General features: G+C 71.7%; 10 protein-coding genes. 6 read left to right on the top strand and 4 right to left on the bottom strand.

The window, feature by feature from the left end; translation table 11 throughout:
• The first annotated feature begins 23 nt into the window (after positions 1-23).
• Positions 24-2,459 carry a hybrid sensor histidine kinase/response regulator gene (locus OWM54_RS28570; protein ID WP_267699563.1) on the top strand — a complete coding sequence of 812 codons (2,436 nt, stop codon included), beginning with the start codon at positions 24-26 and terminating at the stop codon, positions 2,457-2,459.
• On the opposite strand, the gene OWM54_RS28565 is transcribed toward OWM54_RS28570, so the two are convergent.
• The gene (locus OWM54_RS28565) at positions 2,402-4,183 is read right to left on the bottom strand and encodes a condensation domain-containing protein (protein ID WP_267699562.1); all 1,782 of its coding nucleotides are present in this window, start codon (positions 4,181-4,183) and stop codon (positions 2,402-2,404) included. The genes OWM54_RS28570 and OWM54_RS28565 overlap by 58 nt on opposite strands.
• A 138-nt stretch (positions 4,184-4,321) precedes the next feature.
• The gene (locus OWM54_RS28560) at positions 4,322-4,954 is read right to left on the bottom strand and encodes a TetR/AcrR family transcriptional regulator C-terminal domain-containing protein (protein ID WP_223781521.1); all 633 of its coding nucleotides are present in this window, start codon (positions 4,952-4,954) and stop codon (positions 4,322-4,324) included.
• Positions 4,955-5,041: 87 nt separating this feature from the next.
• Between OWM54_RS28560 and OWM54_RS28555 the strand changes: the two genes are divergently transcribed.
• The 3 genes from OWM54_RS28555 to OWM54_RS28545 all read left to right on the top strand — a co-directional run bounded on the left by OWM54_RS28555 (position 5,042) and on the right by OWM54_RS28545 (position 8,823).
• Entirely contained in the window at positions 5,042-6,544 is a 1,503-nt protein-coding gene (locus OWM54_RS28555; protein WP_267699560.1) for an FAD-dependent monooxygenase, read from the top strand.
• Positions 6,545-6,626: 82 nt separating this feature from the next.
• Positions 6,627-8,105, top strand: a complete 1,479-nt coding sequence (locus OWM54_RS28550) for a glucosyltransferase domain-containing protein (RefSeq protein WP_223781519.1) — start codon at positions 6,627-6,629, stop codon at positions 8,103-8,105.
• Positions 8,106-8,172: 67 nt separating this feature from the next.
• Complete coding sequence (locus OWM54_RS28545) at positions 8,173-8,823, top strand: carbonic anhydrase (protein ID WP_223751354.1); 651 nt, start codon at positions 8,173-8,175, stop codon at positions 8,821-8,823.
• Positions 8,824-8,887: 64 nt separating this feature from the next.
• Here the strand turns inward: OWM54_RS28545 and OWM54_RS28540 are convergent, their stop codons facing one another.
• Positions 8,888-9,349: a hypothetical protein gene (locus tag OWM54_RS28540; RefSeq protein WP_267699559.1), complete on the bottom strand. Its 462-nt coding sequence runs from the start codon at positions 9,347-9,349 to the stop codon at positions 8,888-8,890.
• A 117-nt stretch (positions 9,350-9,466) separates the two neighbouring features.
• A complete protein-coding gene (locus OWM54_RS28535) occupies positions 9,467-11,893 on the bottom strand; it encodes an ABC transporter permease (RefSeq protein WP_267699558.1) in 2,427 nt (808 codons plus the stop codon).
• A gap of 284 nt (positions 11,894-12,177) precedes the next feature.
• On the opposite strand from OWM54_RS28535, the gene OWM54_RS28530 reads away from it, so the two are divergent.
• Together OWM54_RS28530 and OWM54_RS28525 are read left to right on the top strand one after the other, a co-directional pair.
• Positions 12,178-14,232: a glycoside hydrolase family 71 protein gene (locus tag OWM54_RS28530; RefSeq protein WP_267699557.1), complete on the top strand. Its 2,055-nt coding sequence runs from the start codon at positions 12,178-12,180 to the stop codon at positions 14,230-14,232.
• Positions 14,233-14,335: 103 nt separating this feature from the next.
• Positions 14,336-15,082: a hypothetical protein gene (locus tag OWM54_RS28525; protein ID WP_267699556.1), complete on the top strand. Its 747-nt coding sequence runs from the start codon at positions 14,336-14,338 to the stop codon at positions 15,080-15,082.
• Positions 15,083-15,090: the final 8 nt, after the last annotated feature.

Here is a 15,090-nt window from a genome sequence, read left to right as displayed (position 1 = left end):
GGCCCCCTCCCGGTTCCCTGACCGTGGACCCCGCGCTGGCGGAGCTGATGGTGGCCGCGGTGCGAGCGCTGGGCACGCGCGACGGCGGCCAGCTCACCCGGCTGCTGGAGGTGGTGCGTCAGGCCTGTCGCGCGGACGTGGCCGTCAGCCTGCGCCGCATCGACCCGCTCACCGTGTTCGAGCTGGCCGGCACGCCCGCGCAGCGCCCTCGGCTGGCGCACCTGGGCGAGGCGCTCTTCCGCGGCCCCCTGGCGGAGGACTCGACGTGGCGCTTCCATGAACCCCGTCCCCTGGAGAGCGGCGTCCCCGAGTCGCTGCGCGGCGCCATGGCCGTGCTGCCGTGGCACTCCGTCGATGACCGCAAGGGCGGCCTCGTGCTGGTGCGCCAGGGCCCCACGGGCTTCTCTCCCGCCGAGCGCGCCTGCCTCCAGGCCCTGACGGGGCTCCTGCTCACCTGCGCGCGGGAGAGCGACCTGGAGAGCGCCACGGAGACCTTGCGCGCGCGCGTGGACGCCATCACCGACGCGGTGCCCTGCGCGCTGGTGTTCCTGGAGCACAACCGCGTCGAGACGTGGGTGAACAAGCCGGGCGCCGTCATGCTCGGGCTGCCCGAGGGGCAGGTGCCCGCCCACCAGATGTCGCGCGCCATGGCCTCGCTGCGAGAGCGCGCGACCAACCGCGCGCAAATCGAGGAGCGGATGGCGAGGTTGTTCGATGGCAGCCAGCCGGAGCTGCGCGACATGCTCTGGCGCTTCGAGTCACCACACCAGACGTTGTCCGTCTCCTGCGTGCCCGCGCGCCGGGGCTCCGCGCGCGGCAGGCTGTGGGCGCTGCTGGACGTCACCGAGGCCCAGGACGCCCTCTCCAGCATGGGGGAGAAGAACCTGGCGCTGGACGCCGCGCGCGCGGAGGCGGACGCCGCCAACACCGCCAAGTCCAGCTTCCTGGCCAACATGAGCCACGAGATCCGCACACCCATGAACGGCGTGCTGGGCATGGCGCAGCTCTTGCGTGAGACGTCGCTCACCGAGGAGCAGCGCGAGAGCGTGGACGTCATCCACACGAGCGGCGAGGCGCTGCTGCGGCTCATCAATGATCTGCTCGACTTCTCCAAGATAGAAGCGGGCGCGTTCGAGCTCGACGGACAGTCCTTCTCGCTGCGCCAGAGCCTCAAGGAATGCCTGGGCCTGTTGGGGCCGCAGGCGGCCTCGCGCGGTCTGTACCTGAAGCACACGGTGGACGCGGACGTGCGCGACGCGCTGTGGGGCGACAAGACGCGGCTGCGGCAGGTGCTGGTCAACCTGGTGGGCAACGCGCTCAAGTTCACGCACGAGGGCGGCGTCAGCGTGCGCGTGTCGCGCGGGGAGCTGAAGCCGGGGCTCGAGCCCGACAGCTGGCCCCTGCGCTTCGACATCCAGGACACCGGCATCGGCATCCCCGCGGAGCGGATGAACCGGCTGTTCCGCTCGTTCAGCCAGGTGGACGCGTCCACCAGCCGCCACTACGGCGGCACGGGCCTGGGGCTCGCCATCAGCCTGCGGCTGGCGGAGCTGATGGGCGGCACCATCCGCGTGCACAGCACCGTGGGCCTGGGCTCCACCTTCAGCGTGGAGGTCGTCCTGCGCGAGGGCGAGGAGGTGGCCACCCGCGCCTCCGCGGAGCTGGACGCCACGCTGGGCCAGCGGCTGCCCCTGCGCATCCTCCTGGTGGAGGACAACCCCATCAACCAGAAGGTCGGCCTGCGCCTGTTCAAGAAGCTGGGCTACGACGCCGACGTGGCGGGCAACGGCGTGGAGTCGCTGGGCGCCCTGGAGCGCGAGCGCTACGACGTCGTCTTCATGGACGTGCACATGCCGCAGATGGACGGCCTGGAGGCCACGCGCCGCATCCGCGCGGACGCTCCCCGGTATGGCAGCCCCCGCATCATCGCGATGACCGCGAGCGTCATCCAGGGAGACAAGGACCTGTGTCTCCAGGCGGGGATGAACGACTTCGTGACGAAGCCGGTGGACGCCACGCTGCTCATGGCGGCGCTGGAGAGCGCGGCGCGGCTGCCCGACCTCCCGCTGGCGCCGCCGCCCGAGGCGCCCGGCTTCGACGCCTCCGCGGTGCAGAAGCTGGAGCTGCTCACCGGCCCGGACCGGGGCGAGCTGGCCACGCTGGTGCGCGACTTCCTGCGCAACGCCGACAAGCACCTGTCCTCGTTCCAGCAGGCCCTGGAGACCTCCGACGCGGCGGCGCTCACCCGCCACGCGCACAGCCTGCGCTCCAGCGCGGCCCTGTTCGGCGCGGCCCGGCTGTCGCGCCGGTGCGAGGCGCTGGAGACGCGCGCGCCGCACGAGCCGCTGGAGCAGCTCCGGGAGTGGGTGGACCTGGCGCGACGGGACTTCGAAGAGGCCCGTCAGGCGCTGGAGTCCGCCGTGCCGGAGGTCCTCGCGGGTCCGCCGCCCGGCGCCTGACGCGGCGCTTCGTCGGACAGGGCCAGCTCGTCCAGCCGCGCGTCCGGCGCCTCGACGATGCGCCCCAGCAGGTGACGGAAGGCCCGGGCCAGCTGCTCCACCTCCGCGGGATGGAAGACGGCGGAGGCGTACTCGAAGGCGCCGCGAAGCCCCGCCAGGTCCTCGCGCAGCAGCAGCGTCAGCGCATGGCGGGCGAACCCCGGCACGGATGCGTCCGGCGTGTCCGACAGCAGCGTGCAGGACAGGCCGGGGATGGACAGGTCGACCCCCGTCGCGCTCTCGAACACACACGCGGCCTGCAGCCCGTGCGGGAGGCTCGCGGCCACCTCGTCGAAGGGGAGCTCCTGGTGGCCCAGGTCCTCCGTGGTGCGCAGGCGGTGGCGCCGGAGCAGCTCGCGGAAGGACGGGTTGCCCGTCAGGTCGCAGCGCAGCGCCACGGTGTTGGAGAGCAGGCCCACCACGTCGCGCAGCTCGCGGCGTCCCCGGTTGGCCACCACCGTGCCCACGAGCACGTCCTCCTGGCCGGACACCTGGCGCAAGAGCGCGGCGAACACCGCGGACAGGGCCGTGAACAACGTGGCGCCCTCCGTGCTCGCCAGCGACTTCCAGGCGGCCGTCAGCGCCACGGGCACCTCGAAGCGCACCAGGCCGCCCTGCCCTCCCGCGTCCTCCTCGCGAGTCCATCGCGACGTCAGCGAGAGCGGCGGGGCGCCCTCCAGCCGCGCGCGCCAGTACTCGCGCTGCAGGCGGGCCGCGTCACTCGTCGACCAGCGATGTTGCCAGCGCGCCACGTCCACGGGCTGACGCGCGGGAGGCGCCAGCGGCGAGGGCACCCCGGCCTGGAAGACGCGGTACAGCGAGGCCAGCTCCCGCCCGAAGACCCCGAGCGACGGCCCGTCCGTGATGAGCTGATGCTGCGTCACCAGCAGGACGTGGGTCTGCTCCGCCAGGATGACCAGCGCGGCGCGCATCAGCGGACCGGACGCCACGTCGAAGGGCGCGCGCGCCTGGGCATCGTTCATCGCGCGGAACGAGGACGAGTCCAGCGCCTCCTCCGGCGCGCCCCCACCTCCGCCCCGCAGGTCGACGACCGGCAGCTCCAGTCGCGCCGCGGGCGAGACGACCTGGGTCAACGCGCCGTCGCCCTCGCGGAACGTCGTCCGGAGGGCCTCGTGCCGACGCACCAGCTCCTCGAGGCCGAGCTTCAGCGAGTCGACATCCAGCGGCCCGTCGAACCGCAGCCCGAAATGGACGTGGAAGCGCGGGCTGTCGGGCACAGGACGCATCAGCCGCCACAGCCGCCGCTGCCCCGAGGACGCGGGCGCGGTGTCCGACGCCAGCCCCCCCGCCGCGTCGCCCGCATCACTCACGGGCGACAGGGAGAACAGCGTGTCCGGCGAGGCCAGGGCGCGCGCCAGCGACTCGATGGTGCGCTGCTCCCAGAGGAACGACAGGGTGAGGGGCAACCCCAGCCACTGCTCCAGGTCGTACGTGAGCCGCATCGCCCCCATCGAGTCGAGGCCCTGCTCCACCAGGGGGCGCCGGGTGTCGATGGAGGCCGTGGGCATCTGCCAGTGCAGGGCGAGCCACTCCACCACCCAACCCTCGATGGTCACATTGTGAGCAGGCAGCCGTGACGCGGACAACCCCGGCCGCGACGGGCGCTCCCAGGACACCTCTCGGTCATCGGCTCGGAGCTTCACCACATCCTTCTCGTCGCGCACGCACGGCCACCAGGGCTGAGGTGGATGCGTGGAGGGGCGACGTCAAGGAGCGCTTCCAATAGTCTGACATCCGGTCGTGCAAGAGCAGACGCGGCGCACCCAGGGGCGCGCCCCCAGGGCAGGGTTGCTGTCGCCTGGTCACCGCGCGCGCGCGGGTCTACGAGCACGCACGCCGGCCAGGAGCAGCTCCAGGCCGAACGTGAAGCGCGCGTCGAAGTCGGGGTCCACCAGGGCCTCCACCGCCCGGGCCACGTGGGGGAAGCGCGGCGTGGCCAGGGCCCGCATCTGCTCGGCCACCGGGGGCGCCTGGGCGTCGCGCGTGCCCAACGACTGCTCCTCGATGGTGAACCCGAGGACGTAGTCGAGCAGCGTGAAGGTGGTCCACCCCGCCTCCTTGGAGGACAGCCCCGCCTGCGTCAGCGCCTCCATCAGCCACTCGCTGACGCGGAAGGTGTTCTCCGTCGCGACGACGGTGCCCGCGAACACCCGGGCCGCGTCCCGGTGGCTCAGGAACGCGCGCCGCAGCTCCCCCGCGACGGCCTTCACCACCACCTCCCAGCTCCTCCCCGTCGGGCGCTCCACCGCCACGTCCGCCAGCAGCGCGTCCGCCATCGTCTCCAGCAGCGACTGCTTGCTGGGGAAATGCCAATAGAGCGACGGCGCCTGGATGGAGAGCGCCTGCGCCAACGAGCGCATCGTCAGCCCCTCCACACCCACCTCATCCACCAGCGCCCACGCCGCCTGGACCACCTGCTCCTTCTGGATGCGCATGCGCCCGTGCCACCTCGTGTTGACGGCCCAATCTAACGCCGTTAGATGAAAACTAACAACGTTAGATTCGTGATGAGGAGGCAGGTCATGGAGCTGGACGTCGAGGTGGCCATCGTCGGAGGCGGCCCCACCGGGTTGATGCTGGCGGCCGAGCTGGCGCTCGCGGGCGTGGAGGTGTGCGTCCTGGAGCGAAGGGAGGCGCCGGTGCGGGAGTCACGCGCCCTGACGATGCATCCGCGCTCCCTGGAGGTGCTGGCGCTGCGGGGGCTGGAGGCGCCCTTCCTGGAGCGCGGGCGTCCCCTGCCCACCGGGCACTTCGGCCTGCTGGACACGCGGCTGGACTTCTCCGGGCTCGACACGACGTTCCGCTACACGCTGTTCCTGCCCCAGGCGCTCACCGAGGCCCTGCTGGCGGAGCACGCGCGCGGGCTGGGGGTGGACATCCGCCGAGGCCACGTCGTGGAGTCCTTGCACGAGGACGAGGAGGGCGTGGTGCTCGCGGGGAGCGTCCAGGGGACGGCGTTCCGCTGCCGCGCCCGCTACGCCGTGGGGGCGGACGGCGCGCGCAGCGTCGTGCGACAGCTCGCGGGCATCGGCTTTCCGGGGACGGACTCCACGCGCACGTCGATGCTGGGCGACGTCACGCTGGAGCACCCTCCCTCCACGCCGTTCCTCGCGCTCACCAACGCGCGCGGCAACGCCGTCATCGTGCCCCTGGGCCAGGGCCAGTACCGCGCCATCGTCACCGACGCCCGGCGCGAGCGCACCTCGCCACGCGAGCCGCTGTCCCTGGAGGAGCTGCGTGAGAGCCTCACGCGCGTGGCCGGCTCCGACTTCGGCATGAAGGAGCCCCGGTGGCTGTCGCGCTTCGGCGACGAGACGCGGCTGGCGGAGCACTACCGGCGAGGCCGCGTGCTGCTCGCCGGAGACGCGGCGCACATGCACTACCCGGCCGGTGGACAGGGGCTCAACGTGGGCCTGCAGGACGCGATGAACCTGGGCTGGAAGCTGGCCGCCGTGCTGCGCGAGGGCGCGCCGCCCACGCTGCTGGACAGCTACCACCAGGAGAGACATCCGGTGGGGCAGTCGCTCCTGAGCAACACCCAGGCCCAGTCCGCGCTCATGGGCTTCACCCCGGAGGTCCTCGCGCTGCGCGAGCTGATGAACGGCCTGTTGCGCCTGCCCGCCATCAACCAGCGGCTCGCCGAACAGCTCAGCGGACTGGACGTCGCCTTCGCTGGTGCACCCATCCCCGCGCCTTCACCGAGCACCCTGCCGGGCTGGACGGGACGCAGGCTCCCGGACTGGACGCTGCGACTCGCCGACGGAGGCCAGCGCTCGCTCTACTCCGGCCTCCATGACGGCCACTGGCTGTGGCTGCACGCGACACCCGCCGCCGCGCCGTCCTCGGACTGGGAGCCCGCACCTGGCTGGCGCCCCCGCGTCAATGCCCTGGCGCTGGAGACTTCCGCCGACACAGGCGCGCTGCGGGGCGTGGACGGACTGCTCGTGCGTCCGGATGGGCATGTGGCCTGGGCGTGGACAGCCTCGTTTCCACGCATGCCGAGACGCGTCATACGACTCTGCTAGGGTGTCGGCCTTCAGAGGTTCTCCCCTGCGGACACGCTTCACGACAGGTTTCTTCCGGGCTTGGGGTACGGCCGCCCTGCTCTTGCTGCTTCCCTGGGTCGTCTACGGAAGCGCCGTCTCGCTGCGCTACGGCCTGAGGGACGACTACGCCATCCTGCGCGAGGCGCGCGAGGAGCCCGGGAAGATTCTGCGCGTCTGCGGCGCCATGGGCCGTCCGCTGTATGGCTGGATGCTGGAGCGCACCACGCGCGCGGCCGAGGACCTGGACGGGCTGCGCGGCCTGCGGGCCCTGGCGGTGCTCGGATTGGGACTGCTCGCCGTGGTGCTCTACCTGCTCTTGCGCGCCGAGGGCTGGAAGCAGGTGCCCGCCGCGCTGCTGGCCGCGTTCATCCCGCTGATTCCGTCCGCGCAGGTCGTCGCCAACTGGAGCATCTGCTGGCCGCAGGCGGTGGCCCTGCTCGCGAGCGCGGGGGCCTTCGCGCTGACGAGACAGGCCATCGGGCCAGCTGGCGCGTGGCTCGGCGGCGTCCGCGGACGGCTGCTCCTGGTGGGCGGCGCGCTGGCGCTGGCGGCGTCGACGCTCATCTACCAGGCCAGTGGTCCGTTCTACGCGGTGCTGCTCGCGGCGGTGCTGGTGACGCGGCGACACGAGGACGTGCGCGCTCCGGCCCGCTGGCTCCTGGGCCACGTGTCCGTGCTGGGCGTGGGGCTGGGGCTGGCGTACGTCGTCACGCGCGTGAGCTTCGCGGTGGGGCTGTTCACCCCCTCGCCGCGCATGGCGCTGGAGCGACACCTGCTGGACAAGGCGGCGTGGTTCGTCACCCAGGTGCTGCCCAACGCCCTGGCGCTGACGGCCATCGACGACACGGACACAACGCCCGCGTGGGGCTACTGGCCCATGGTGGGCGTGACGCTGGGCCTGCTCCTGCTGACGCTCGTCGTCGAGTGGCGGCGCGCGGGGCGCACGGGCGTGGCCGCGTGGCTCCTGGCGCTGGTGGGGCTGTCCGGCGTCGCGTACTGCGCCAGCCTGCTCGCCGGTGAGCGCTGGCCCACCTACCGCACGCTCTTCGCGCTCGCGGGGGTGTGGAGCGTGTTCTTCTTCGCGGGCGTGGTGAAGCTGGGCGAGCACTGGCCCCGACACGGGCCGCGCGTGGCCGGCGCGGCGCTGGCGCTGCTCGTCGCGGTGAGCGGACTGCTCGCGCATCAACAGTCGCTGGAGCTGTTCGCCTGGCCCCAGCTGCGGGAGCTGGAGCTGATGCGCCAGGGGGCCGCCGCGCTCGTCCCCACGCGCACGCCGCGCGTCTTCGTGCTCACCGCCCGACAGACGGACTCCTCCGCGCCCCAGCGCTACCTGGACGAGTTCGGCTCGGTGTCCGTCGACACGGAGTGGGTGGCCAAGGAGCTCTTCGCCCTGGCGGCCCGGGAGCGCTTCCCCGACGTGCGCGCCAGCTACCGCTTCGACGCGGGGCCGGTACTCCCCAAGGCGCGGGCCTACGACATCCTGGTCGACATGCGTCAGCTCCGGACCTCCACCTCCCGGCCCATTCAGCTCGCCCGCTGACGCTGTCACCCTCCGAGCGCACTTCCCCGTTGACGCGGGGGAGCCCATGGAGGGATGCCACCGATTCGTGCCCTCCTACGAACAGCTTTTCGAGAACAACCGCCGCTGGTCCGCCGCCAAGACGAAGGACGACCCGCAGTACTTCGAACGACTGTCCGCGGAACAGAGCCCCGAGTACCTCTACATCGGCTGCTCCGACAGCCGGGTGCCCGCCAATGAAATCATGGGCGTGGAGCCCGGGGACGTCTTCGTCCATCGCAACGTCGCGAACCTCATCAACAACGTCGACCTGAACGTGATGTCGGTCATCAACTACGCCGTGCGCCAGCTGTCGGTGAAGCGCATCATCGTCTGCGGCCACTACGGCTGCGGGGGCGTGCGGGCCGCCATGCAGCCCAAGGACCTGGGCATCCTCAACCCGTGGCTGCGCAACGTGCGCGACGTCTACCGCCTGCACAAGGCGGAGCTGGACGCGCTCGAGGACGTCGAGGCGCGCTATGCACGGCTGGTGGAGCTCAACGTCACCGAGCAGTGCATCAGCGTCATCAAGACGGCCGCGGTGCAGCGCTCGTACGTGGAGAAGGGCTTCCCCACCGTGCACGGCTGGGTGTTCGACATGCGCACCGGCCTGCTGAGGGACCTGGAGCTGGACTTCCCCCAGCTGCTGCGCGGCGTGCAGGAGGTCTACAACCTCACCGACAAGGACTCCATCTTCTAGAGGGAGACCGCGCTTCCGCGCCGGGGCGCACCGACGCGGAAGGCCTCAGGCCACCTTCGAGGGACTACTGGCTCTCCTCGGCGCCCGTGGGAGCCGGGTCGTCATCGAGGCTGCCGTCCGTGCCGTCCGCCGCGTCCACGCCCGAGCCACCCGTGCCCTCGGTCGAGTCACGCGGCTCGGAGCCACCCGGCTCCTCCATGACGTCCCACTTCTCGCCGTCCGGCGTCGTCACCTGGGTGCCCGTACCGGAGCCACCCGTGGCCTCGTTGTCGTAGATGGTCGGCGCCCCGCCCCGGTCCCGGCGCTCGTTGTCCACCACGTCCGCGGCCTCACCCGGGCTCTCGTTCGCGTCGCGCTCATCCTCGCGCGCCTGACGCTCCTGCTCGGCCGCGTCCACCGAGCCCGAACCACCCGTGGCGCTCGGGACGCTGGAGCCCGAGGGGCTGTCCGGCCGCGTGCTCGCCGAGTGGCTGGAACAACCCCAGAACGTCAGTGCGGCCACGGCCGCCATCAGTGGAAGCTTCATGGAAGTCTCCTTGGGAAGGATGGTTCCCTGAAAGCTGGAGACTGTTCCGGAGAGGACAACCCGGGACACAGGCCCGCGTCGGCCGGCCCGCCCCAAGGCAGGCGGCCGGGCGGGCGCTCACTCCTGACGGAGCGCGATGATGGGGTCCACCCGCGTGGCGCGCCGCGCGGGCACCCAGCTGGCCAGCAGCGCCACGCCGACGAGCAGCACCGCCACCGCGCCATACGTCACGGGGTCCCACGGGGCGACGCCGTACACCAGCCCCTCCAGCAGCCGGCTGACGACGAGCGCCAGCCCGAGCCCCACGCCGAGCCCCACCAGCGTCAGCCGCAGGTACTGTCCCAGCACCAGCCGCATGAGCTCCACGCCGCGCGCGCCCAGCGCCATGCGGATGCCGAACTCCCGCGTGCGGTGGCTCACCGCGTGGGCGATGACACCCGACAGGCCCACCGCCGCGAGCAGCAGCGCGAGGAGCGCGAAGCCCGTCGTCACCAGCATGTAGAAGCGCGGCCGTGACAGCGCCTCGCCCATCAGGTCCTCGAGGGTGCGCACGCTGCCCAGCGGCAGGCTCGCGTCCAGGGCGCGCACCTCCTCGCGCACCTGGGCCATCAGCGAGAGCGGCGCGTCCTTCGTGCGCACCACCACCGTCATCTTCCCGTACAGCGCCTGGGAGAAGGGCACGTACACCTGGGGGAAGGAGGCCTTCTCCAGCCCGTTGTTGCGCGTGTCCCCCACCACGCCCACCACCTGTCCGCCGAAGCGGCCCAGGCCGAAGTTGATGCCCATCTCCACCGTGCGCCCCAGCGGGCTCTCCCCGGGCCAGTAGCGCCGCGCGGCCTCCTCGCTGATGAGCAGCGCGCGCTGCCCCTCGCCCAGGCCATCCGCGGACGTCAGCCACCGGCCCGACACCAGCCGCAGGCCGAGCGCCTCCGCGTAGCCGGGGGTGATGACGCCCACCTGCACGCCCCAGCTCTGTCCCGGCCCGGGCTCCGGCCGCGCCGAGTCCCACATCCCCGTCACCATGTAGCGGCCGTCCAGCGGCACGCCCAGCGCGGCCCCCGCGGCCTGCACGCCCGGCAGCGCGCGCAGCCGCTCCAGCAGCGCGTCGTAGAAGCGCTGGTTCCGCGTCGACGCCCAGCCGTAGGCGCTCTCCGGCAGGTCCAGCTCGAAGCTGAGCACCCCGTCCGGACGGAAGCCGGGGTCCACGTCGGAGAGGCGGTGGAAGCCCTTGAGCAGCAGCCCTCCACACACGAGCAGCACCACCGCCAGCGCCGTCTCGCCGACGATGAGCAGGTGACGCGCGCGAGCACCACCGCGCGTGCCGCCCTTGGCGCCCACCTCGCGCAGGCTCACCGCCGGACTCTCGCGGGAGGCCTGGAGCGCGGGCAACAGGCCGAACAGCAGCGCGGTGACGAGCCCCAGTCCGCACGTGAAGGCGACGACACGCGCGTCGATGGCCACCTGGGCCAGCCCGGGGATGTCCTGCGGGGACAGGCTCACCAGGACATCCAGGAGCCACCCGGCCAGGAGCACCCCGAGCCCCGCCCCCATCGCCGCCAGCACGCCGCTCTCCACCAGCAGCTGGCGCAGGATGCGGCCCCGGCTGGCCCCCAGCGCCATGCGCACGGACAGCTCCCCCCGACGACTCACCGCGCGGGCGAGCAGCAGGTTGGCGAGGTTGGCGCACGCGATGAGCAGCACCAGCCCCACCGCGCCCAGCAGGAACAGGAGCGCGGGACGGACATTGCCCAGCAGCGCCTCGCGCAGCGGTACCAGCGTGGCGCGGTACCCGCCGTTCGAATCCGGGTAGGCCACCGCGAGCGCCTGGGCCACCGCGGCCACGTCCGCGCGGGCCGCCTCCAGCGTGACGCCCGGCTTGAGCCGCGCGTAGACGCGCAGGCTGTGGGTGGCGCGCATCGTGGCCCCGGTGAGCGACTCGTCCCACACGAAGGGCACCCACAGCTGCGTCTCCAGCGGGAAGCTGAAGCCCTCGCTCGCCACACCCACCACCGTGTGCCGCTCACCGCCCAGCCACAGCGAGCGGCCCAGCACCTCCGGGTCCGCGTTGAAGCGGCGCTTCCACAGCGCATGGCCGAGCACCACCACCCGCTCCTGCCCCGGCTGCTCGTCCTCCGGACGGAAGGCCCGGCCCAGCGCCACCCGCGCGCCCAGCACGTCGAAGAAGTCCGCGGTGCTGGTGGTGCCGCGCAGCCGCTCCGGCGCCGCGCCGTCGCTGGCCAGGCTCTGCTCGCCGCTGCGCACCGCCGTCATCCCGGAGAAGGAGCGGGTGCGCTCGCGGAAGTCCACGAAGTCCGGCCCCGACGACGGCGAGTCACCCGGCGAGCCATCCGAGCTGTACAAGCGCACGAGCCGCTCCGACTCCGCCATGGGCAGGGGCCGCAGCAGCACCGCGTCCACCACGCTGAAGATGGCGCTGTTGGCGCCGATGCCGAGCGCCAGCGTCAACACCGCCACCAGCGTGAACCCCGGCGAGCCGCGCAACCTGCGCAGCGCGAGGCGGAACTCCTGGACCAGGCCCGTCATGCCAATCTCCCAAGCTGAACCAGCGACTCGGTCCCGACAGCAAGGCGGGTGCCACGGGCTCTCCACTGGGAGCCCCCCGTGGGACACACCTCCGCCTTCCCACATCCGGGGGAAGGGTGCCCGAAAATGGGATGTGCTGATACGCCGGCTGGCGGGTGGAATTTGGCGACAACGGCGCAATACACAGCCATCGCCGAGTTTGTCTCGGATTCACCGCCTGTCGCGTGTTACGAGAGGACGGGCTGTCTGCCTGTCTTTCCCTCACCCCCTCGGAAGACGCCCCCATGAATCGGATTCCCTCCCGCCGAGCGCGCTGGCTCGCCGTGCTCGTTCCCTGGCTGAGCGCCTGTGGCCCCACCACCTCCGAGCCTGTCTCGGAGCCCCCTGGCGACACGGCCGAGGCGCGGGCGCTCCAGGCCATCACCTTCATCGCCGCGGGGAGTACGTGGCGCTACCGCGACACAGGCGTGGACCCGGGCGCGGGCTGGACGTCGGTGGGCTACGCGGACACGTCGTGGGCCCAGGGGCCCGCGCAGCTGGGGTACGGCGACGGGGACGAGGCCACCGTCGTCGCCTACGGCCCGAGCACCAGCGCGCGCCACGTGACGACGTGGTTCCGCCGGGCCTTCACCGTCGCGGACCCGGCGCGGGTGAGCAACGTGGTGCTGCGGCTGCTGCGCGATGACGGCGCCATCGTCTACCTGAATGGCCAGGAGGTGCTGCGCAGCAACCTGCCCTCGGGCACGGTGACGGCGTCGACCTTGGCGAGCACCGTCATCGCCGACAGCGCCGAGCAGGCGTGGCACACCGCGAGCATCCCCAGCACCGCGCTGGTGGCGGGCACCAACGTGGTGGCGGTGGAGGTGCACCAGTCCACGCTGAACTCGTCGGACCTGAGCTTCGATGCGTCGCTCACGGCCGAGGTGGAGGACGCCCCGGCCACGCCGTGCTTCGCGTTGAACCTGCCGGCGCTGAGCACGCTGCGCGCGTCGCCGAAGAAGGTGTTCGCGCACTACTTCTCGCCCTACCCGCTCTCGCTCGACAACCGGGAGCCCTCGGTCGACTACTACGCGCGCAACTACCTGCAGCCCACCGGGGAGAACTCCAAGTTCGCGTACTGCGGCGGGCTGCTCAAGCAGCGCCCCCTGCCCCAGGCCCCGCGCGCCTCGGGCGTGGACTACGAGCTGGCGAACTTCGAGGTGGAGGTGCGGCGCGCGGCGACGCTGGGGCTGGATGGCTTCACGTATGACATCCTCAACCACACCGGCACGCACTGGAACCGGCTGCTGAAGCTGCTCCAGGCGGCGAGCAACGTGGACAGCGGCTTTCGAATCGTGCTCATGCCGGACATGAGCTCCACGTACTCGGGCACGGACGCGGAGGCGCTGTCGGCGTTCGTGAGCTCCATCGGCTCGGTGGCCTCGCACCCGGCGGTGTATCACCTGCCGGACGGGCGGCTTTTGCTCTCGCCGTACATGGCGGACAACCGCACGCCGCAGTGGTGGGCGTCGGTGCTGCAGGCGCTCCAGGCGCGGGGCATCCCCTCCGCGCTGTGGCCCGTGTACGTGCGCCCCTGGGTGGCGGCGACGAACACGCTCCAGGCGGTGGTGCCGCTGCATGGGACGTCCACGTGGGGGAACCGAACGCTCGGTAGCGCCGCGGGACAGCGCACCAACGTGGGCACCGCGCACGGGATGGGGCTCCAGTGGATGGCGCCCGTGGCCGTGCAGGACTCGCGGCCCAAGGACCTCGTCTACACGGAGGCGAACAACTCCCAGGCGTACCGGGCGCTGTGGGACGCGGCCATCCAGGGCGGCGCGGACTGGGTGCAGCTCATCACCTGGAACGACTACTCGGAGGCGACGGAGATTTCGCCCTCGTCCGGCACGCAGTGGGCGGCGTTCGATTTGACGGCGTATTACACCGCCTGGTTCAAGACGGGCGTCCAGCCGACCATCGCCCGGGACGCGCTCTACTACTTCCACCGCGTGCACTCGACGAGCGCCGCGCCGGACCTGACGAAGCAGCGCGCGCCCTACGAGCTGCGGGGCGGGGCTGCGGCCGCGAACGAGGTCGAGCTGCTCGCCTTCCTCACCGCGCCCGGGACGCTCGAAATCGAGTTCGCGGGCGTCGTTCAGCGCAGGGACGTGGCGGCGGGCATCCAATCGTTCCGGGTGCCGCTGCAGCAGGGCACGCCGCGCTTCCGGCTGGTGCGAGGCGGCGTCACCGTGGCGTCGGTGACGAGCGCGTTTTCCATCAACAACACCATCGTCTACCAAGACATGCTGTATCGCGCGGGAGGCAGTCTCGCTTGCGACCGTTCGTTCTTCTTTCCCTGACATGAGTCGGGTCCGCCGTTGAACAGACATGGCGGACTCGACGGCCGTGAAAGACTCGCATGCCTAGCTTTGGGCCGCTTCACCTCCCACAGGAGTGGCTCACATGCGATTCGTCCCAGGCAGGAAGGCTCGGGGTTTGTTGACGGCGGTGGTGTGCGCGGGGTTGTTCGCGGGCTGCGCGGAAGAGGACGCCGTGTCACCGTCGTTTGACGCGGCTTCGTCGTCACAGGCGCTCACCGCGTTGCCGCCCCGCGTGGGGCTGACGTTGCAGGCCATCCGGGACGCGGGGTCGAACCTCCCCTACTGCGACCTCTACAAGGACTACCTGACGCCGCAGGTGCTCCAGGCGTACTACTCGGACCAGGGGTTCGACGGGTGCGTCGTGGCGTGGATTGGGGACACGGGTGAGACGCTGGAGGTGAACACGAACTACGCGGAGGACATCTACCGCGTGTATGTGAAGCGCTCGGGGCCGGTGCTCAACAACACGGTGTACCGCAAGCTCGGGGACGGAGTCGGTCCGGTGGACCTGCGGCTGGGTGGGCCGCCGGGGAGCGCGGTCAACACGTTCACGCTGGCGCTGGACGAGCGGGGCTTTCCCACCGTCGCGTGGCTGAAGAAGGCGTCGCCCCACTTCAGCAACGTGGAGCTGCGCGCATCGCGCTGGGATGGGCAGGCGTGGCATCCGCTGGGTGGTGTGCTCAACGTGAATGACGCGCAGGACTCCGTCGCGTCCCAGCCCGTGCTGAGCTGGGATGTGCAGGAGCGCCCCGTGCTCAGCTGGGTGGAGACCACGGGGGCGTCCACGGTGAATGTCACCCGGACGTGGAACGGGAGCAGTTGGGAGTAAGGACCGAC

It is taken from the genome of Myxococcus sp. MISCRS1, assembly GCF_026626605.1.
Taxonomy (GTDB): domain Bacteria; phylum Myxococcota; class Myxococcia; order Myxococcales; family Myxococcaceae; genus Myxococcus; species Myxococcus fulvus.
Note: the sequence above shows the minus strand (reverse complement) of the source record. Positions and strands in the feature narration are given on the sequence as shown.

Bases quoted from the DNA above. Each gene is read 5' to 3' on its own strand.
- OWM54_RS28560 (WP_223781521.1), bottom strand. From the start codon at position 4,954: ATGCGCATCCAGAAGGAGCAGGTGGTCCAGGCGGCGTGGGCGCTGGTG.
- OWM54_RS28555 (WP_267699560.1), top strand. From the start codon at position 5,042: ATGGAGCTGGACGTCGAGGTGGCCATCGTCGGAGGCGGCCCCACCGGG.
- OWM54_RS28540 (WP_267699559.1), bottom strand. From the start codon at position 9,349: ATGAAGCTTCCACTGATGGCGGCCGTGGCCGCACTGACGTTCTGGGGT.
- OWM54_RS28535 (WP_267699558.1), bottom strand. From the start codon at position 11,893: ATGACGGGCCTGGTCCAGGAGTTCCGCCTCGCGCTGCGCAGGTTGCGC.
- OWM54_RS28530 (WP_267699557.1), top strand. From the start codon at position 12,178: ATGAATCGGATTCCCTCCCGCCGAGCGCGCTGGCTCGCCGTGCTCGTT.
- OWM54_RS28525 (WP_267699556.1), top strand. From the start codon at position 14,336: ATGCGATTCGTCCCAGGCAGGAAGGCTCGGGGTTTGTTGACGGCGGTG.